We start from the raw sequence: 20,111 nt of genomic DNA on the forward strand, positions 1-20,111 counted from the left end.
CGCCCGAGGCAAGCGGTACCCTCTTTGACGATGTCGAGCACCGATCCCCTGACCAAGCGCGCCCAGCTGATGGGCTTCGGGCGCACCGCACCGTCGGTGGCCCAGGTGCTCTCTACCCGCGATCCGGAGGTGATCGCGAAGGCGGTAGCCCGGGTGGCCGACTCGGGCGATCCCAAGAGCCGCGGCGTGATCGCCCGGGGGCTGGGCCGTTCCTACGGCGACAACGCGCAAAACGGCGGCGGCCTGGTCATCGACATGACCTGGCTGGACCGCATTCACTCGATCAACGCCGACACCCGGCTGGTCGACGTCGACGCCGGCGTCAGCCTGGACCAGTTGATGAAGGCGGCGCTGCCGTTCGGGCTCTGGGTTCCGGTGTTGCCCGGCACCCGCCAGGTCACCGTCGGTGGCGCGATCGCCTGCGACATCCACGGCAAGAACCACCACAGCGCGGGCAGCTTCGGCAACCACGTCAGGTCGATGGATCTCCTCATGGCCGACGGCACCGTGCGCACCATCACCCCCGACGGCGACGATGCCGAGCTGTTCTGGGCAACCGTCGGCGGCAATGGGCTGACCGGGATCGTGCTGCGCGCCAGCATCGCGATGACGCCCACGGAGACGGCCTACTTCATCGCCGACGGCGTTGCCACCAAGAACCTCGATGAAACGGTCGCCGTGCACCTCGACGGCAGCGAAGCCAACTACACATACTCCAGCGCCTGGTTCGACCTGATCAGCCCGCCGCCGAAGCTGGGCCGGGCCGCGGTCAGCCGCGGCAGTCTGGCCAAGCTCGATCAGCTGCCGAAGAAGCTGGCCAAAAACCCGCTGAAATTCGACGCGCCGCAGCTGTTGACGGTGCCGGACGTGTTCCCGGTCAGTGCGATGAACAAGCTGTCGTTCATGGCGATCGGCGAAGTGTATTACCGGCTGGGGGGGACCTACAGCGGCAAGATCCAGAATCTGTCGCAGTTCTATCACATGCTCGACTTGGTCAGCGGCTGGAATAATGCCTACGGCCCAAGGGGTTTCGCGCAACACCAGTTCCTCGTCCCGCCCGACGCGATGGACGAATTCAAGGCCATCATCCGCTGGATCCAGACCAGCGGTCACTACTCGGCGCTGAACGTCTTCAAGCTCTTCGGCCCGGGCAACCGCGCGCCGCTGAGTTTCCCGATGGCGGGCTGGAACGTTGCCATGGACTTCCCCAACAAGCCGGGGATCAACGAGTTCCTCAACGAACTCGACAGGCGGGTGCTTGAATTCGGTGGACGGGTATACACCGCCAAAGATTCTCGCGTGAGCGCCGAAACCTTCCACGCCATGTATCCACGCATCGACGAATGGATCGCGGTGCGCCGCAAGGCCGACCCCTTGCGGGTCTTCGCCTCCGACATGGCCCGACGTTTGGAGCTGCTTTAAATGGTTCTCGATGCCGTAGGGAATCCGCAGACCATCCTGCTGCTCGGCGGTACCTCCGAGATCGGCCTGGCAATCTGCGAGCGATACCTGCAGAACTGCCACGCGCGGATTGTATTGGCCGCCATGCCCGGTGACCCCGGCCGCGATGCCGCGGTGGCGCAGATGCAGGCTGCCGGCGCGCGCTCGGTCGAGTTGATCGATTTCGAAGCCACCGATCACGACACCCACCCCAAGATGATCGAGGCGGCCTTCGCCGACGGTGACGTCGACGTCGCGATTGTCGCGTTCGGCATCCTAGGGGACGCCGAAGAGCTGTGGCAGAACCAGCACAAGGCGGTGCTGGCCGCTGAGATCAATTACACCGCAGCGGTTTCGGTGGGAGTTCTGCTGGGCGAGAAGATGCGCGCCCAGGGCTTCGGCCAGATCATCGCGATGAGCTCGGCCGCCGGCGAAAGGGTGCGGCGGTCCAACTTCGTTTACGGCTCCACCAAGGCCGGATTGGACGGATTCTACCTGGGACTGGGAGAAGCGTTGCGCGAGTATGGGGTTCGCGTCCTGGTCATCCGACCCGGTCAGGTTCGTACTCGGATGAGCGCGCATGTCAAGGAAGCGCCGCTGACCGTCGACAAAGAATACGTCGCCAACCTCGCGGTGACTGCGGCCGCCAAAGGTAAGGAATTGGTTTGGGCACCAGCAGCATTCCGCTATGTGATGATGGTGTTGCGACACATCCCGCGTCCCATCTTCCGCAAGCTTCCCATCTGATAATGCGTAACGCACTGGCCACCTTCGGCCAGATGGCTGGGGCGGTGCTGGTCGCGGTTGCGGTCGCGGTGGTATCGCTGATCGCCATCGCCGGGGTCCAATGGCCGGCGTTTCCGTCCTCTAATCAACTGCACGCACTCACCACCGTCGGGCAGGTCGGCTGCCTGGCCGGCCTGGTCGCCGTCGGCGTGGTGTGGCGGCGCTGCACCCGTGCCCGCACCCGGTTTGCGACCCGACTGGCCGGCCTGATCTTCGTGTCCGCGTTCACCGTCGTGACGCTGGGCATGCCGCTGGGGGCGACCAAGCTGTATCTGTTCGGCATCTCAGTCGATCAGCAGTTCCGCACCGAATACGTGACCCGCCTCGCGGATAGCCCCGCCCTGCGCGACATGACCTATCTCGGCCTCCCGCCGTATTACCCGCCGGGCTGGTTCTGGATCGGCGGCCGCGTCGCGGCGCTCGGCGGGACACCGGCGTGGGAAATCTTCAAGCCGTGGGCCATCACCTCGATCACGATCGCCGTGGCGATCGCGCTGGTGCTGTGGTGGCGCATGGTCCGGTTCGAATACGCGCTGATCGTCACGACCGCGACCGCGGCGGTGACGCTGGCCTACGGCTCGCCCGAGCCCTACTCGGCGATGATCACCGTGTTGTTGCCGCCGATACTGGTGCTGACCTGGTCGGGTCTTCGCGCCGGCGACCGGCCCGACGCGCCCGGCCGTGCCGGCTGGGGCGCGGTGATCGCCGCCGGGCTATTTCTCGGCTGGACGGCCACCTGGTACACGCTGCTGTTCGGGTTCAGCGCGTTCACCGTCGGGTTGATGGCGTTGTGGCTGGCCGGCGCGCGCTGGCAGCGGAACCGCAAAAGCGGCGGCGGAGTCAAGGCCGCGCTCGATCCACTGCGGCGCGTGGCCGTCATCGCCGGCATCGCCGTCGCGATCGCGTGCACGACCTGGTTACCGTTCGTCGTGCGGGCCGTGCACAGCCCGATCAGCAACTCCGGCAGCGCCATGCACTACCTGCCGGCCGACGGCGCCGAGTTGACGTTCCCGATGCTGCAGTTCACGCTGCTGGGCGTCGTCTGCCTGATCGGCACCCTGTGGCTGGTGCTGCGGGCCCGTTCCTCGGTGCGGGCCGGCGCCCTGGCCATCGGCGTGCTGGCCATCTATCTATGGTCCCTGCTGTCGATGCTGACAACGCTGGCGCGCACCACCCTGTTGTCGTTTCGGCTGCAGCCGACATTGAGCGTGCTGCTGGTCGCCTCCGGCGCGTTCGGCTTCCTCGAACTCGCGCGGGCGCTCGCCGCCGCGGGCCGCGACCGCAGCTGGGGCCGGGCCGTCGCCCCCGTGGCCGGCGCCATCGGCCTGGCCGCCGCGATCGCGTTCAGCCAGGACATCCCCGACGTGCTGCGGCCCGACCTCACCATCGCCTACACCGACACCGACGGTAACGGGCAGCGCGGGGACCGCCGGCCGCCCAGCGCCGAAAAGTTCTACGCCACAATCGACCACGCGATCACGCAGGTGACCGGCAAGCCGCGCGATCAGACCGTCGTGATGACGGCCGACTACAGCTTCCTGTCCTTCTACCCCTACTGGGGTTTCCAGGGCCTGACCTCGCACTACGCCAACCCGCTCGCACAGTTCGACCTGCGCGCCGCGCAGATCAACAAGTGGTCCGGCCTCAGGACCGCCGACGATTTCATCCATGCCCTGGACACCTGCCCCTGGCCGCCGCCGACGGTTTTCGTGATGCGCCGCGGTGCGGGAGGCAACTACACGCTGCGACTGGCCGAGGACGTTTACCCCAACCAGCCCAACGTCCGGCGCTACACCGTCGATCTGCGCGGAGCCCTGTTCGACAACCCGCGTTTCGTCGTCCAAAGCATCGGCCCATTTGTGCTGGCCATCCGCAAGGCGGGGGCGTAACTGCAGATGAGCACCGACGCCTCGCCTCAAGCGGGAGCCACCACCGGCGAAGAACTAGCATCTAGCTCCGTGAGCGACAGGGAAGCGAATCACCGGATCGCCCGGTTGGTCGCTTCCGTCGCCGGGCTGCTCGGAGTGCTGCTGGCCATCGCCACCCCGCTGCTTCCGGTCGACCAGACCACCGCCCAACTGAATTGGCCGCAGAACGGCACCTTCGCCAGCGTCGACGCCCCGCTGATCGGTTACGTCGCCACCGACTTGACCGTCACCGTCCCGTGCGAGGCCGCCGCCGGACTGGCCGTCGGCGGCAACACCGGCAAGACGGTGTTGCTGTCGACGGTGCCCAAGCAGGCACCGAAGGCCGTCGACCGGGGACTGCTGATCGTGCGTGCCAACGACGACCTGGTGCTGGTGGTGCGCAACGTGCCGGTGGTGACCGCCCCGCTGAGCCAGGTGCTCAGTCCGGCCTGCCAGCGGTTGACCTTCACCGCGCATGCCGACCGGGTGACCGCCGAATTCGTCGGGCTCACCCAGGGACCCAACGCCGAGCATCCCGGCGCGCCGCTGCGCGGTGAGAAAAGCGGCTACGACTTTCGGCCCCAGATCGTCGGGGTCTTCACCGATCTGAGTGGACCGGCACCGTCCGGCCTGCACTTCTCGGCGACCATCGACACCCGCTACAGCAGCAGCCCCACCCTGCTGAAGATGGCCGCGATGATCCTCGGCCTGGTGCTCACGGCCGCCGCCCTGGTCGCCCTACACGTCCTTGACACCACCGACGGAACCCGGCACCGTCGCTTCCTGCCCGCCCGCTGGTGGTCGATCGGCGGGCTGGACGCCCTCGTCATCGCCGTGCTGGTGTGGTGGCATTTCGTCGGCGCCAACACCTCCGACGACGGCTACATCCTGACCATGGCCCGGGTGTCCGAGCACGCCGGCTACATGGCCAACTACTACCGGTGGTTCGGCACGCCCGAGGCACCGTTCGGGTGGTACTACGACCTGCTGGCGTTGTGGGCACACGTGAGCACCACCAGCGTCTGGATGCGGTTGCCTACCCTGGCGATGGCCCTGACGTGCTGGTGGGTGATCAGCCGTGAAGTCATGCCCCGGCTGGGCCACGCCGTCAAACAGAACCGGACCGCGGCGTGGACCGCGGCGGGCATGTTCCTGGCCGTCTGGCTGCCGCTCGACAACGGTCTGCGTCCGGAGCCCATCATCGCCCTGGGCATCCTGCTGACCTGGTGCTCGGTGGAACGCGCGGTGGCCACCAGCCGGCTGCTGCCGGTGGCGATCGCCTGCATCATCGGTGCGCTGACCCTGTTCTCCGGGCCGACGGGCATCGCCTCGATCGGCGCGCTGCTGGTCGCGATCGGGCCGCTGCGGACCATCCTGCACCGGCGATTCAAACGGTTCGGTGCGCTGCCGCTGATCGCTCCCCTGCTGGCCGCGGTCACCGTCACTGCCATCCTGATCTTCCGCGACCAAACGCTGACCGGTGAGATCCAGGCCAGCATGCTCAAGCGCGCCGTCGGACCGAGCCTCAGCTGGTTCGACGAACACATCCGTTACGAGCGGCTGTTCATGGCCAGCCCCGACGGATCGGTCGCCCGCCGATTCGCCGTGCTGGCGCTGATTCTCGCGCTCGGGATCACGGTCGCAATGTCGTTGCGTAAGGGCCGAATTCCGGGCACTGCCGTCGGGCCGAGCCGGCGCATCGTCGGGATCACCATCATCTCCTTTGTGGCGATGATGTTCACGCCCACCAAATGGACGCACCACTTCGGGGTTTTCGCCGGACTTGCCGGGCCGCTGGGCGCGCTGGCTGCGGTCGCGGTGACCTCCGTGGCGATGCGCTCTCGGCGCAACCGAACCGTGTACGCCGCCGTGGTGTTGTTCCTGGTGGCGTTGTCGTTCGCCAGTGTCAACGGCTGGTGGTACGTATCGAATTTCGGTGTGCCATGGTCGAATGCGTTCCCGGCCTGGCACTACGCCTTCGCCACCGCGCTGCTGGGCTTGACCGTAGTGGTGCTGCTGCTGGCGGCGTGGTTCCACTTCGTCGCCCCGGACTCGAGCCGGTTCCAAGGGCCGCCCAAGACCCGCCTGGGCGCGCGGGCGGCCGTAATTGTTCAGTCCCCCTTGGCAATTGCGACCTGGGTGCTGGTGGTGTTCGAGGTGGCATCGCTGACCCTGGCGATGACCGACCAATACCCGGCGTGGTCGGTTGGTCGCTCCAACCTGCAGGCTCTGACCGGGAAGTCGTGCGGGCTGGCCGACGACGTGCTGGTGGAGCAGGATCCCAACGCCGGGATGCTTACGCCGGTGAACGCGTCGGTGGCCGATGCGCTGGGCGCGGGCCTGTCGGAAGCCTTCACGCCCAACGGAATTCCCGCCGACGTGCGCGCCGACCCGGTGATGGAACGCCCCGGCGACCGCAGCTTCGTCAACGACGAGGAGAAGACCGGCAGCAACCAGGCCGGCACCGAGGGTGGCACCACCCCCGCGCCGGGGATCAACGGTTCGTCAGCCCAGCTGCCCTTCAACCTCGACCCGGCGCGCACACCGGTGCTGGGCAGCTGGCGCTCCGGCATCCAGGTGCCCGCGCACCTGCGGTCCAGCTGGTACCGGCTGCCCGCCCGCGACAAGGCGGGGCCGCTGCTGGTGGTGAGCGCCGCTGGGCGCTTCGACCCGCGCGAGGTCCAGGTGCAGTGGGCCACCGATGACCAGGCGGCCGGCGGACACGCCGGCGGTTCGCTCCAATTCGCGGACGTGGGCGCGTCGCCGGCCTGGCGCAATTTGCGGTTGGCGATGTCTGCGATTCCCAGTACCGCCACCCAGGTTCGCCTGGTCGCCGACGACGAAGACCTGGCCCCGCAGCACTGGATCGCGCTGACCCCGCCGAGGATTCCGCAGCTGCGCACGTTGCAGCACGTGGTGGGTTCGACCGACCCGGTGTTTTTGGACTGGCTCGTCGGGCTGGCCTTCCCCTGCCAGCGACCATTCGGTCACCAGAACGGCGTCGACGAGACTCCGAGGTGGCGCATCCTGCCGGACCGATTCGGCGCCGAGGCGAACTCACCGGTGATGGACAACAATGGCGGCGGCCCGCTGGGCGTCACGGAGCTGCTGGTCAAGGCGACCACCATGGCCACCTATCTCAAGGACGACTGGTCTCGCGATTGGGGCTCGCTGCAACGGCTGACCCCGTATTACCCCGACGCCCAACCCGCCCACCTGTTGCTGGGGACGGCGACGCGCAGCGGCCTGTGGGGCCCGGCGCCGCTACGCAAGACCTAGCCGTCGCTTGACCGCGAAGCGCCGGCGGCTCAGTCAGCTTCCCGGCGGCTGCGGGCAGAAGAACAGGCCGCAATTTCCCGGCGGCTTACGGATCGGCGCGGGTGGATTGGGGCCGTCCCAAATGGTGTTCCAGCGGCCACCGACGTTTCCCTTCGGGCCGCCCACGAGTAGGTACCAGGTGTGGCAGGCTCCCATATCCCACTGAATGTCGGCCTGAGGCAGGGGCTGTCCCGGGCACCATTGATGCGGGCCCTCCGCCCAGGAGTCGGCGTGCGCGGTTCCGGTGGCCGTACCGAAACCCGCCACCGCCAGGCCGACCGACAACACCGCCCCGGCGATCATCGACTTCAGGCTGTTCATGGACGAAGTATGGCGCCGAGCGCTGCCGAATCTAGTGGAATCTTTCCGAAATTCTTGCAGCGGGCCACACTCGACTTCATGGCCCCTGACGACGCACCCCTGATGACCATGGCCCGCGACGAGCGGGCCGACCTCGCGGAATTTCTTGGCACCCTGACACCGCAAGACTGGGAGGCGCCCACCCTGTGCACCCGTTGGAACGTGAAAGACGTTGTCGCGCATGTGGTCAGCTACGAGGAGCTAGGTGTACCGGGGTTGCTGAAACGATTCGCCAAAGGCTGGATCGTGCGGGCGAATCAAGTGGGCGTAGACGAATTCGCTGCTGCGACCCCCCAACAACTGCTGGAATTCCTGCGTAGCCACCTCCAACCGCGGGGACTCACAGCAGGTTTCGGCGGGATGATCGCGCTCGTCGACGGCACCATCCATCACCAGGACATCCGGCGCGCACTTGGCCGGCCGCGCGACGTGCCAAAGGATCGGCTCGAGCGAATTCTTCCGCTGGTGCCCGGCAATCCCCGACTCGGCGCGGGACGCAGGATCCGGGGCCTGCACCTGCGCGCCACCGATGTCGAGTGGACGCACGGCGACGGGCCCGAGGTGACCGGCCCCGGCGAGGCGCTCCTGCTGGCCATGACCGGGCGTCCGGCCGCGCTGGCCGACCTAACCGGGCCGGGGGTTGGCACGCTGGCGGCCCGGGTCCGCGGATAGCGTTTCGGGGGCCGACGTCTTGTGTCCGCGGCCCCGCGTCCTCATCCGACAACGCTGACGGTCCGACTCGGTCCCGGGGCCCTGCGCGGCCCCGCGTCCTCATCGGACAACGCTGACGGTCCGACTCGGTCCCGGGGCCCTGCGCGGCCCCGCGTCCTCATCGGACAAAGCCGCGTCGCTTACGATCGAGCCTCGTGCCCCACGACGGTAAAGAGCGATCGCAGCGGATCCCCAGATCGGTGGCCGCCATCGCGGGAATCGTGGGCCTGCTGCTGTGCCTGTCCGTCCCTCTGCTTCCGGTAAAACAGACCACCGCAACGATCCTTTGGCCCCAGGGCAGCACGGCCGGCCACGTCAGCCAGATCACCGCGCCACTGGTATCGGGAGCGCCGCGCGCGCTGGACATCTCCATCACCTGCCCGGACATCGCCACGCTGCCCGCCAGCGGCGGCTTGGTGGTCTCGACCCTGCCACCCGGCGGCATCGACGCCGGGAAGAACGGGCTCTTTGTGCGAGCCGGCACGGACGTGGTCGTCGTAGCATTCCGGGACACGGTGGCCGCGGTCGCACAACGCTCGGCGGTCGCCACCGGGGCCTGCAGCGTGCTGCACGTCTGGGCCGACGCCGGCGCGACGGGCGCCGATTTCGTCGGCATACCCGGCGCCTCCGGGGTGCTGCCCGCCGAAAAGAAACCCCAGGTTGGCGGCGTCTTCACCGACATGAAGGTGCCCGCGGGGCCGGGGCTGTCCGCCCGCATCGACATCGACACCCGATTCATCACCGCGCCCACCATCGTCAAGGAAATCGTGATGGTCCTGGGCGCGCTGGCGGTGCTGACGGCCATCGCCGCGCTCGCCGTGCTGGACCGCCGCAGCCGAGGCGGCAGCACCCTGCTCAACTGGCGCTCCCCCATCGCCTGGCTCTCCAGATACCGCCCCGGCACCCGCCTGGCCAACTGGCGGCGAGTGGGGATCGCGACCTGGATCGCCGACGCCGGCGTGATCGCCACCCTGCTGCTGTGGCACATCATCGGCGCCACCTCATCGGACGACGGCTACAACCTGACCATCGCGCGCGTCGCCCCGGGTGCCGGCTACATCGCCAACTACTACCGCTACTTCGGCACCACGGACGCACCCTTCGACTGGTACCTCGGGGTGCTGTCCAAGCTGGCCTCGGTGAGCACGGCCGGCGTCTGGATGCGCCTGCCCGCCACCGTGGCCGCAATCGGGTGCTGGCTGATCATCAGCCACTGGATGCTGCGCCGGCTCGGGCCTGGCCGTGGCGGCCTCGCGGCCAACCGGGTAGCGGTCTTCACCGCGGGCGCGGTGTTCGTGGCGGCGTGGCTGCCGTTCAACAACGGTCTGCGGCCCGAACCGCTGATCGCCCTCGGCGTGCTGGTCACCTGGATGCTGATGGAACGTGCGATAGCGCTGCGGCGGCTGGCGCCCGCTGCGGTGGCCATCATCGTGGCGCTGCTCAGCGCGACGCTCGCACCGCAGGGCCTGATCGCCGTCGCCGCGCTGCTGACCGGCGCGCGGGCCGTCGCCCAGACGATCCGGCGCCGCCGGGCGACCGACGGACTGCTGGCACCGCTGGCGGTGCTGGCGGCCTCGCTGTCGCTGATCCTCGTGGTGGTGTTCCGCAGCCAGACGTTGGCCACGGTCGGCGAGGCGGCCCGCATCAAATACAAGGTCGGCCCGACCATCGCCTGGTACCAGGATTGGCTGCGCTACTACTTCCTCACGGTGGAGTCCAACCCCGACGGATCGATGGCGCGGCGATTCGCCGTACTGGTGCTGCTGCTGTGCATGTTCGGGATGCTGGTCACCCTGCTGCGCCGGGGCCGGATCCCGGGCGTGGCCAGCGGCCCGGCGTGGCGATTGATCGGCACCACCGCATTCGGACTGCTGTTGTTGACGTTCACCCCGACCAAGTGGGCGGTCCAGTTCGGCGCGTTCGCCGGGCTGGCCGGGGCGTTGGGCGCTGTCACCGCGTTCGCCCTGGCCCGAATCGGCCTGCACAACCGCCGCAACCTGACCCTGTACGTCACGGCGCTGCTGTTCGTGCTGGCGGTGGCGACCTCGGGCATCAACGGCTGGTTCTACGTCGGCAACTACGGGGTGCCGTGGTACGACATCCAACCGGTCGTCGCAAGCCACCCGGTGACTTCGATGTTCCTGACGCTGTCGATCGCGACCGGCCTGCTGGCCGCCTGGCAGCACTTCCGGATGGACTACGCCGGGCACACCGAGGTCAAGGACAACCGGCGCAACCGGGTGCTCGCGTCGACCCCGCTGCTCGTGGTCGCGACCATCATGGTCGTCGGCGAAGTCGCCTCGCTGACCAAGGGCGCGGTGTTGCGCTACCCGCTCTACACCACCGCCAAGGCGAACCTCGCCGCAATCACTTCGGGGCTGTCCCCCGCCAGCTGCGCCATGGCCGACGACGTGCTGGCCGAGCCCGACCCCAATGCGGGCATGCTGCAGCCGGCGCCCGGGCAGACGTTCGGGCCGGACGGCCCGCTGGGCGGTGTCAACCCGGTCGGCTTCAAACCCGACGGCGTCGGCGACGACCTGCGGTCGTACCCGGTGGTCACCAAGCCGGGCGTGGTGAATTCCACCGGGTCACCCAACAAACCCAATGCCACCATGAGCGACTCTGCGGGGACGGCCGGCGGGAGAGGACCGGTCGGGGTAAACGGGTCGCATGCCGCGCTGCCGTTCGGACTCGACCCGGGCCGCACGCCGGTGATGGGCAGCTACGGCGAGAATTCGCTGGCCGCCAGCGCGACCTCGGCGTGGTACCAGCTGCCGCCGCGTAGCCCCGACCGGCCGATCGTGGTGGTGACGGCGGCCGGTGCCATCTGGTCGTACAAGGAGGATGGCACCTTCACCTATGGGCAGCAGCTGAAACTGCAGTGGGGCCACCGCGACTTGGCCCGTCCCGATAGCACCACCCAGCCGCTGGCAGAGGTGTATCCGATCGACATCGGGCCGGAGCCGGCGTGGCGCAACCTGCGGTTCCCGCTGACCTGGGCGCCGCCCGAGGCGAACGTGGCTCGCATCGTCGCGTACGACCCGAACCTGAGCTCGGATCAGTGGTTCGCGGTCACGCCGCCGCGGGTCCCGGAGCTGCAGACCCTGCAGCAGTTGATGGGGTCGCAGACCCCCGTGCTGATGGACATCGCCACCGCCGCGAACTTCCCGTGCCAGCGGCCGTTCTCCGAACACCTTGGCGTTGCGGAACTTCCGGCCTACCGCATCCTGCCCGATCACAAGCAGACGGCGGCGTCGTCGAACGGATGGCAGTCCAGTGAGGACGGGGGTCCGTTCCTGGTCACTCAGGCGATGCTTCGTACCTCGACGGTCGCGACGTACCTGCGTGGCGACTGGCATCGCGACTGGGGATCCGTGGAGCAGTACTTCCGGTTGGTGCCGGCCGATCAGGCGCCGGACGCCGCAATCGAACAGGGTGTGATGACAGTGCACGGCTGGAGCCGGCAGGGACCGATTCGGGCGCTGCCATGAGTGTCACGACCGTCGACAAGCGCGAGGGCGAAGCGGCACCCCGTCAGGATGTGCGCGTGACTCGCTGGGTCGCAACGATCGCCGGGCTGCTCGGCTTCATCCTGTCGATCGCGACCCCGCTGCTGCCCGTCGTGCAGACCACCGCGCAGCTGAATTGGCCGCAGGGCGGCCAGTTGAACAGCGTTACGGCCCCGCTGATTTCGCTGACACCGGTCGACGTGCACGTGACCGTGCCGTGCTCGGTGGTGCGCGGCCTGCCACCGGAGGGCGGGGTCGTGCTCAGCACGGCGCCCAAGAAGGGCAAGGACGCCGCGCTCAACGCGTTGTTCGTGGTGGTCAACGGCAAGCGCGTCGACGTCACCGACCGCAACGTCGTGATCGCCAGCGCCGCCCGCGATCAGGTGGAGTCGGCACAGTGCCAGCGCATCGAGATCACCTCGACCAAGGCGGGCGCGTTCGCCACATTTGTCGGACTGACTGATGCGGCGGGCAAGCCGCTCGGCGGCGGCTTCCCCGACCCGAACCTGCGGCCGCAGATCGTCGGGGTGTTCACCGACCTCAGCGGGCCGGCCCCGGCGGGTCTGCACCTCTCGGCGACGATCGACACCCGCTTCTCCACCACCCCAACGACTTTGAAGCTAGCAGCGATGGTGCTGGCCATCGTGTCCACCATTGTCGCGCTGATCGCCCTATGGCGGCTCGATCAGCTGGACGGCCACCGGATGCGCCGGCTCATTCCGGCGAACTGGCGCACGTTCACCCTGGCCGACGTCACGGTGATCTCCGGCTTCGTGCTGTGGCATGTGATCGGGGCGAACTCGTCGGACGACGGCTACATCCTGGGCATGGCCCGGGTCGCCGACCGTGCCGGCTACATGTCGAACTACTTCCGCTGGTTCGGTAGCCCCGAGGACCCCTTCGGCTGGTACTACAACCTGCTGGCGCTGATGACCCATGTCACCGACGCCAGCCTGTGGATGCGGTTGCCGGACTTGATCGCCGGGATCGTGTGCTGGCTGCTGCTCTCGCGCGAGGTGCTGCCCCGGCTGGGGCCCGCGGTGGCCGCCAGCAAGGCGGCGAACTGGGCGGCGGGCATGGTGCTGTTGACGGCCTGGATGCCGTTCGACAACGGCCTGCGCCCCGAGCCGATCATCGCCGTCGGGTCGCTGATCACCTACGTGCTGATCGAGCGCTCGATGCGCTACAGCCGGCTGACGCCGGCCGCGCTGGCCGTCATCACCGCGGCCTTCACCCTCGGCGTTCAGCCCACCGGGTTGATCGCGGTGGCCGCGCTGGTCGCCGGTGGCCGTCCGATCCTGCGGATTCTGGTGAAACGCCATCGCCTGGTCGGCACCTGGCCGCTGGTGGCGCCGATGCTGGCCGCCGGCACGGTCATCCTGACCGTGGTGTTCGCCGATCAGACGCTGTCAACGGTGTTGGAAGCCACCAGGATTCGCACCGCGATCGGCCCCAGCCAGGCGTGGTACACCGAGAACCTGCGCTACTACTACCTGATCCTGCCCACCGTCGACGGTTCGCTGTCGCGCCGCTTCGGCTTCCTGGTCACCGCGCTGTGCCTCTTCACCGCGGTCTTCATCATGTTGCGGCGCAAGCGAATTCCCGGCGTGGCGCGCGGGCCGGCCTGGCGGCTGATGGGCGTCATCTTCGGCACCATGTTCTTCCTGATGTTCACCCCCACCAAGTGGGTGCACCACTTCGGGCTGTTTGCCGCGGTGGGGGCGGCGATGGCCGCGCTGACGACCGTGCTGGTGTCGCACGAGAGCTTGCGCTGGTCGCGCAACCGCATGGCCTTCCTTGCGGCGCTGCTGTTCGTGCTGGCGCTGTGTTTCGCCACCACGAACGGCTGGTGGTACGTGTCGAGCTTCGGTGTCCCGTTCAACAACGTGATGCCGAGGATCCACGGAATCAGCATCAGCACTGTCTTTTTCGCGTTGTTCGTGATCGTCGCGCTGTACGCGGCGTACCTGCACTTCGCGCCCAGGGACCGCGGCGAAGGACGGCTGGCGCGGGCGCTGACCGCCGCGCCCATCCCCCTCGCGGCCGGCTTCATGGCGCTGGTGTTCGTCGCCTCGATGGTGGCCGGCATCGTGCGCCAGTACCCCACCTACTCCAATGCCTGGGACAATTTGCGGGAGTTCAGCGGCGGCTGCGGGCTGGCCGACGACGTGCTCGTCGAGCCGGACAGCAATGCCGGCTTCATGGTGCCTTTCAAAACAGGGGAGCCGGACAATTACGGCCCGCTGGGGCCGTTGGGTGGGGTCAGCCCAACGGGATTCACGCCCAACGGCGTGCCGGACCGCACCCTGGCCGAGTCGATCAAGGAGACGGAGGTGCCGCAGCCCGGCACCGACTACGACTGGGATGCGCCGACCAAACTGAAGGCCCCCGGCGCCAACGGCTCGACGGTCCCGCTGCCGTATGGCCTCGACCCCAGCCGGGTGCCGCTGGCCGGCAGCTACACCACCGGCGCGCAGCAGCAGAGCCGGCTCACCTCGGCGTGGTACCAGCTGCCGAAGCCCGACGACGGACACCCCCTGGTGGTGGTGACCGCCGCGGGCACTATCGCCGGCAACAGCATCCTGCACGGCCATACCAGCGGGCAGACGGTGGAGCTTGAATTCGGCAGGCCCGGTCCCGGCGGCGCGGTGCAGCCGGCCGGCCGACTGGTGCCCTACGACCTGTACGGCGAGCAGCCGAAGGTGTGGCGCAACCTGCGCTTCGCGCGTTCCCAGATGCCCGCCGACGCGGTCGCGGTGCGGGTGGTCGCCGAGGACCTGTCCCTGACGCCGGATGACTGGATCGCGCTGACCCCGCCGCGCGTGCCGGAGCTGCGTTCCCTGCAGGAGTACATCGGTTCGAAGCGGCCGGTGCTGATGGACTGGGCCGTCGGGCTGGCGTTCCCGTGCCAGCATCCGATGCTGCATTCCAACGGCGTCACCGAGATTCCGGAGTTCCGCATCACGCCGGACTACAACGCCAAGAAGCAGGACACCGACACCTGGCAGGACGGCGTCAACGGCGGCCTGCTGGGCATCACCGACCTGCTGCTGCGGGCCCACGTCATGTCGACGTACCTGTCCCATGACTGGGGCCGCGACTGGGGATCGCTGCGCAAATTCGACACCATCGCCGACGCGCACCCGGCGCAACTCGACCTGGGCACGGCGACCCGCACCGGATGGTGGTCGCCGGGACCGATCCGCATCAAGCCATAAAGCGCCGAATAAAACACGCCGTTGCAAAATCGCGGTGCGCCGTAATTATTCATCGGTCGAATAGTGCGACCGAATTAACGGCCGAGTAATTACTGGTCAAAGGTTTGATCTAGCCATTTTCCGGTCAATACTATTTCGCTGTGATCCCTTTCACACGACGGAAAAGGATGGCCCGAATGCAAACGCTGACACGCCTGGGAACGTGCACGGCCGCAGCCGCGCTGCTGGTCGCCCCAGCTTCGAGTGTGGCCATCGGGGTGGCGGGCGCCGACGGCGGCGGCACGACCGTGGTTTTCGACAACTACTTGCGGCGTTGCGATTTCAGCAAGGTGGCCATCGCCCCCAAGGTGCCCAGCCCGATGCTCGGTACCGGTTCGGCCATCGTCCGCACCAGCGGGAACCGGGCCGTCGCCGAGGTGCATCTGGTGGACGGCCCCGAACCGGGCGCGCATTACGATGTCGGGCTCATCGAAGAACCCCGCCCGGCGTCGTCGACCTGTGGACCCGGAGACCCGGGAACCGCATTTACCGGCATGGATCTCGATGGCGCGGGAAACGGAACGGCCACCGTTGTCGACGCAATTCGACCGGGCACGACGGGCGTATGGGTGATGATCGAGCGCCCGAATGCGAACTCGCAGAACCCGGCGGAGTTCTATACGTCGGAGTTCCTGGTGCCGGTGCGGGCGTAGCCACCGCCGGCCACCCCCGTGCCACAATCGCCCCGGAGGAAACAGGGACTTCGGTCTCTATCTTGACACTCACGGCGATGCTGCGATGGCAAGATCGACGGGGGCTTGGAAAGGGTGCGGTGTCGGCGTCATACGAAAAGACGAGACAGCAACCGGTCGTGCCGGGTGAAGCCACCGGCGGCATCGGTTCGGTGCTACCTGCCGACGTGCACGACGAAATCGACACCTCGTCGGCCGTCGCCGAAGCGGCCGCGACGCTGGCCCGCGGCTCGGCCATCCTCGTGGTGAAGCGCGGTCCCAATGTGGGAGCGAAGTTCGTGTTGAACCAGCCGGTCACGAACGCGGGGCGCCATCCCGCCAGCGACATCTTTCTCGACGACATCACGGTCAGCCGCAGGCACGCCGAGTTCCACGCCCAAAACGGGGAATTCCGCGTCGTCGACCTCGGTAGCCTCAACGGCACGTACCTCAACCGCGCCGCGGTCGAATCCGCGGTGCTGGCCAACGGCGATGTGCTCCAAATCGGCAATTTCCGGCTGATATTCCTCACCGCCGCGGGCGGCTGACACTCCGTGGCGGTGCTGTGCCGGCCGAAGCGCGCCCCCGGCAGACCATCGAATTCGATTCCGGCAAAACGGTTTTCGTCGCCACGCCGGCGGTGCCCGCTACGCGCTGCTGCCAGACGATCCGCTCGGCGCGTACCGTCTGACGGATGAGTGACTACGCCGTCGAGGCGGTGGACCGGCTGCCGTTTTCCACCGACGAGAAATCGCAGCGCTATGCGACCGAGAACTACCGCGGAGCCGTCGGGCTCAACTGGTACCTCACCGATCCCACGCTGCGGTTGACCATGGCCTACTACCTCGAGCCCGACGAATTGGAGCTGGCCGAACGCCACTTGACGCGCATCGGTGAACTGATGGGCGGCCCCGTGGCGCGCTGGGCTGAGGAGACGGATCGCAACCCGCCGCAGCTGCGGCGCTACGACCGGTGGGGCCACGACATCAGCGAGGTGGTGATGCCGGCATCCTTCACGCAGTCCAAACGGGCAGTCCTGGATGCCCAGCAGGCGCTGCGAACCGAGGCGCGTGAAGCGAAGGTGAGCTCGTCACTGCCGATGTTCGCGTCGAATTATCTGCTCAACCAAGCCGACATCGGCATGGGTTGCGCGTTGGGCACCGGCGGCGGGATGGTTCAGTCGTTGGTGGCCGCCTACGCGCCGCCCGATGTGGCCGAGCATGTGCTGGCCAAATTCGCCTCGGGCGAGTGGGCCGGCGAGACGGCGCAGTTGCTGACCGAACGCACCGGCGGCTCCGATTTGGGAGCGCTGGAGACCACCGCGACCCGGCAAGGGGACGCGTGGTTGTTGAACGGCTTCAAGTGGTTCGCATCCAACTGCGCCGGGCAGGCGTTCGTTGTCCTCGCGAAACCCGAAGGCGCACCGGACTCTTCGCGGGGCGTCGCCAACTTCCTGGTGCTGCGCACCCGCCGCGACGGCTCGCGTAACGGGGTCCGGGTCCGGCGGCTCAAGGACAAGCTCGGCACCCGCTCGGTGGCCTCGGGCGAGGTCGAATTCGTCGATGCCGAAGCGTTTTTGCTGTCCGGTGAGCCCTCCGACGCCACCGCGGGTCCATCGGACGGCAAGGGGTTGGGACGCATGATGGAGCTGACCAACGCCGCACGCCTGGGCATCGCGTTGTTCGCGCTCGGTAATGCGCGACGCGCGTTGGTCGAATCGCTGTGTTATGCCCGGCAACGCCGGGCGTTCGGCGGGGCCCTCATCGACAAGCCACTGATGCGACGCAAACTCGCCGAGATGATCGTCGACGTCGAGGCCGCGCAGGCGTTGGTGTTCGACGGCACCGGCGCCACCAACCATCGTCAGCCGCGCAGCATGCGGCAACGGATCGCCGTGCCGGTCACCAAGCTCAAGGTGTGCCGGCTGGGGATCACCGCGGCGTCGGATGCGATCGAAATCCACGGCGGCAACGGGTATATCGAGACCTGGCCGGTGGCGCGGCTGCTGCGCGATGCGCAGGTGAACACGATCTGGGAGGGCCCAGACAACATTCTGTGTCTGGATGTGCGACGCGGCATCGAGCAGACCCGCGCGCACGAGACGCTGCTGGCTCGGCTGCGCGATGCGGTGTCGGTCGCCGACGACGGCGAAGCCACCCGGCTGGTCACCGGCCGTATCGAGGACCTCGACGCCGCGATCACCGCGTGGAGCAAACTCGACAGACAGGTGGCCGAGGCGCGGCTTTTTCCGCTGGCCCAATTCATGGGCGACGTCTATGCCGGTGCGTTGCTCATCGAGCAGGCAGCCTGGGAGCGTGCCACCCGCGGCGCTGAGCGCAAGGCGCTTGTCGCGCGGCTCTACGCGCAGCGCTATCTCGCGGATCGCGGGGCACTGCGCGGTATCGACGCCGACTCCGACGAGGCGCTGGAGCACTTCGACGAGCTGCTCGACGGCGCGCTGCGGGTATAGGTGCGACGGCCTCGGATCATGTGTGCCGGTTCGGAACGCGGTAGCGCATCCGCTAGCACGTTCGGCACTCACCTATTGACGGCCGACTCCAGCGCCGGCGACAGGATCAAATCGGGATGAGACCGTGCTTGCGTGCCGTGCGGAACCACAGCTGCTTCTCCCGCAGCAGCCTCATCGACTTGCGCAGCAACAGCCTGGTTTCGTGAGGGTCGATGACCGCGTCGATGAAGCCGCGCTCGGCCGCGGTCCACGGGATTGCCATGTTGAGGTTGTAGCCCTCGATGAAGTCCTTCTTGATCTGCTGCGCCTCGGGCGTGGTGGGGTCGGGGAATCGTTTCATCAGTAGCTGCGCCGCCCCCTCGGCGCCGATCACCGCGATGCGCGCGGTCGGCCAGGCGAAGTTGAAGTCGGCGGTCAGCTGCCGCGAGCCCATCACGGCGTAGGCGCCGCCGTAGGACTTGCGGACCGTGATCGTCACTTTCGGCACGTCGGCCTCGACGACCGAGTAAAGGAACCGGCCGCCGCGCTTGATGATGCCGTTCTTCTCCTGCTCGGCGCCCGGCAGGAAGCCCGGCGTGTCCACGACGAAGACCAGCGGGATGTTGAACGCGTCGCAGAACCGGATGAATCGCGCCGCCTTGTCGGAGGCCTCGTTGTCGATCGACCCCGACAGGTGCATGGGCTGGTTGGCGATCACACCCACCGGGCGCCCGTCGACCCGGGCGTACCCGGTGATGATGGCCGGCCCGTGCTGCGCCGCGACCTCGAGGAAGTCTCCGTCGTCGAAGATCCGCAACAGGATCTCGTGCATGTCGTAGGCCATGTTGTCCGAGTCCGGAACGATCGTGTCGAGCTCCAGATCGGTCGGGGTCGTCTCGGGCTCCAGGCCCGGGTTGACGATCGGCGGCTCGCTGACCGCGCTCGACGGCAGAAACGACAGGAAGTCGCGCACGTACTGGAACGCCTCGGCCTCGGAATTCACCACCTGGTGGATGTTGCCGTAGCGGGCCTGGGCGTCCGAGCCGCCGAGCTCATCGAGGGTGACGTCCTCACCGGTGACCTCCCGGATCACGTCGGGGCCGGTGACGAAGAAATAGCCCTGGTCGCGCACCGAGACCAACAGGTCGTCCTGGATCGGCGAATAGACCGCTCCCCCAGCGCATTTGCCGAAGATGAGGGAGATCTGCGGCACCAGTCCGGACAGCGCCTCGTGCCGGCGACCCAGCTCGGCATACCACGCCAGCGAGGTGACCGCGTCCTGGATCCGGGCGCCACCGGAGTCCTGGATGCCGATGATCGGGCAGCCGACCATCGCGCACCACTCCATCAGGCGCGCGACCTTTCGGCCGAACATCTCGCCGACCGTCCCCTGGAACACGGTCTGGTCGTGGGAGAACACCCCGACCGGACGGCCGTCGATCATGGCATGGCCGGTGATGCAGCCGTCACCGTAGAGCGCATTCGGGTCGTTGGGCGTTTTGGCCAGCGCCCCGACTTCCAGGAAGGTGCCCGGATCGACCAGAGCGTGGACCCGCGCGCGGGCGCTCGGAATGCCCTTCTTGTCGCGCTTGGCGGCGGCCTTCTCGCCGCCGGGCTCCTTGGCCAACTCGAGGCGGGCTCGGAGCTCGGCCAGCTTTTCGGCGGTGGTGTGCTGGATGGGAGCTGCCCCCGAAGCCGGCACG

At 67.8% G+C, this 20,111-nt stretch carries 12 protein-coding genes; 10 read left to right on the plus strand and 2 right to left on the minus strand.

The annotated features are described in order from the left end of the window. Nucleotides 1–30: 30 nt before the first annotated feature. The 4 genes from A5686_RS25700 to A5686_RS25715 are packed head-to-tail and all read left to right on the plus strand — an operon-like array spanning nucleotide 31 to nucleotide 7,412. Nucleotides 31–1,422: an FAD-binding oxidoreductase gene (locus A5686_RS25700; protein ID WP_067940320.1), complete on the plus strand. Its 1,392-nt coding sequence runs from the start codon at nucleotides 31–33 to the stop codon at nucleotides 1,420–1,422. Beyond that, a complete protein-coding gene (locus A5686_RS25705) occupies nucleotides 1,423–2,187 on the plus strand; it encodes a decaprenylphospho-beta-D-erythro-pentofuranosid-2-ulose 2-reductase (protein WP_067940323.1) in 765 nt (254 codons plus the stop codon). It abuts the gene before it with no gap. Between the two features lie 2 nt (nucleotides 2,188–2,189). Further along, nucleotides 2,190–4,115 carry a galactan 5-O-arabinofuranosyltransferase gene (locus A5686_RS25710; protein ID WP_067940327.1) on the plus strand — a complete coding sequence of 642 codons (1,926 nt, stop codon included), beginning with the start codon at nucleotides 2,190–2,192 and terminating at the stop codon, nucleotides 4,113–4,115. Nucleotides 4,116–4,121: 6 nt separating this feature from the next. Next, entirely contained in the window at nucleotides 4,122–7,412 is a 3,291-nt protein-coding gene (locus tag A5686_RS25715; RefSeq protein WP_156750242.1) for an arabinosyltransferase domain-containing protein, read from the plus strand. A 33-nt stretch (nucleotides 7,413–7,445) separates the two neighbouring features. Here the strand turns inward: A5686_RS25715 and A5686_RS25720 are convergent, their stop codons facing one another. Then, nucleotides 7,446–7,772: a hypothetical protein gene (locus A5686_RS25720; RefSeq protein WP_231986483.1), complete on the minus strand. Its 327-nt coding sequence runs from the start codon at nucleotides 7,770–7,772 to the stop codon at nucleotides 7,446–7,448. Nucleotides 7,773–7,850: 78 nt separating this feature from the next. Here A5686_RS25720 and A5686_RS25725 point away from each other — a divergent pair, with 78 nt between their 5' ends. The 6 genes from A5686_RS25725 (at nucleotide 7,851) to A5686_RS25750 (ending at nucleotide 18,429) form a co-directional block, all read left to right on the plus strand. Then, nucleotides 7,851–8,483: a maleylpyruvate isomerase family mycothiol-dependent enzyme gene (locus tag A5686_RS25725; protein WP_067940498.1), complete on the plus strand. Its 633-nt coding sequence runs from the start codon at nucleotides 7,851–7,853 to the stop codon at nucleotides 8,481–8,483. Nucleotides 8,484–8,677: 194 nt separating this feature from the next. After that, entirely contained in the window at nucleotides 8,678–12,013 is a 3,336-nt protein-coding gene (locus A5686_RS25730) for an arabinosyltransferase domain-containing protein (protein WP_067940330.1), read from the plus strand. After that, nucleotides 12,010–15,249 (plus strand): arabinosyltransferase domain-containing protein, encoded by a 3,240-nt coding sequence (locus A5686_RS25735; protein WP_067940332.1) that lies wholly within the window; start codon nucleotides 12,010–12,012, stop codon nucleotides 15,247–15,249. Before A5686_RS25730 ends, A5686_RS25735 begins: the two co-directional genes overlap by 4 nt. Before the next feature lie 176 nt (nucleotides 15,250–15,425). Then, on the plus strand, nucleotides 15,426–15,941 hold the full coding sequence (locus A5686_RS25740; protein ID WP_067940501.1) for a hypothetical protein: 516 nt from the start codon (nucleotides 15,426–15,428) through the stop codon (nucleotides 15,939–15,941). A 119-nt stretch (nucleotides 15,942–16,060) separates the two neighbouring features. Continuing rightward, a complete protein-coding gene (locus tag A5686_RS25745) occupies nucleotides 16,061–16,507 on the plus strand; it encodes an FHA domain-containing protein (RefSeq protein WP_156750244.1) in 447 nt (148 codons plus the stop codon). Between the two features lie 146 nt (nucleotides 16,508–16,653). Continuing rightward, nucleotides 16,654–18,429, plus strand: coding sequence for an acyl-CoA dehydrogenase family protein (locus A5686_RS25750; protein ID WP_067940338.1), 1,776 nt, complete (start codon nucleotides 16,654–16,656; stop codon nucleotides 18,427–18,429). A 106-nt stretch (nucleotides 18,430–18,535) separates the two neighbouring features. Here A5686_RS25750 and A5686_RS25755 read toward each other — a convergent pair whose 3' ends face one another. Further along, nucleotides 18,536–20,110: an acyl-CoA carboxylase subunit beta gene (locus tag A5686_RS25755; protein WP_156750245.1), complete on the minus strand. Its 1,575-nt coding sequence runs from the start codon at nucleotides 20,108–20,110 to the stop codon at nucleotides 18,536–18,538. Between the last annotated feature and the right edge of the window lies 1 nt (nucleotide 20,111).

The organism is Mycobacterium sp. E2479 (genome assembly GCF_001667925.1).
Lineage (GTDB): Bacteria > Actinomycetota > Actinomycetes > Mycobacteriales > Mycobacteriaceae > Mycobacterium.

Coding starts and splice junctions, on each gene's coding strand:
- A5686_RS25700 (WP_067940320.1), top strand. CDS start 31: ATGTCGAGCACCGATCCCCTGACCAAGCGCGCCCAGCTGATGGGCTTC.
- A5686_RS25705 (WP_067940323.1), top strand. CDS start 1,423: ATGGTTCTCGATGCCGTAGGGAATCCGCAGACCATCCTGCTGCTCGGC.
- A5686_RS25710 (WP_067940327.1), top strand. CDS start 2,190: ATGCGTAACGCACTGGCCACCTTCGGCCAGATGGCTGGGGCGGTGCTG.
- A5686_RS25715 (WP_156750242.1), top strand. CDS start 4,122: ATGAGCACCGACGCCTCGCCTCAAGCGGGAGCCACCACCGGCGAAGAA.
- A5686_RS25720 (WP_231986483.1), bottom strand. CDS start 7,772: ATGAACAGCCTGAAGTCGATGATCGCCGGGGCGGTGTTGTCGGTCGGC.
- A5686_RS25725 (WP_067940498.1), top strand. CDS start 7,851: ATGGCCCCTGACGACGCACCCCTGATGACCATGGCCCGCGACGAGCGG.
- A5686_RS25735 (WP_067940332.1), top strand. CDS start 12,010: ATGAGTGTCACGACCGTCGACAAGCGCGAGGGCGAAGCGGCACCCCGT.
- A5686_RS25740 (WP_067940501.1), top strand. CDS start 15,426: ATGCAAACGCTGACACGCCTGGGAACGTGCACGGCCGCAGCCGCGCTG.
- A5686_RS25750 (WP_067940338.1), top strand. CDS start 16,654: ATGAGTGACTACGCCGTCGAGGCGGTGGACCGGCTGCCGTTTTCCACC.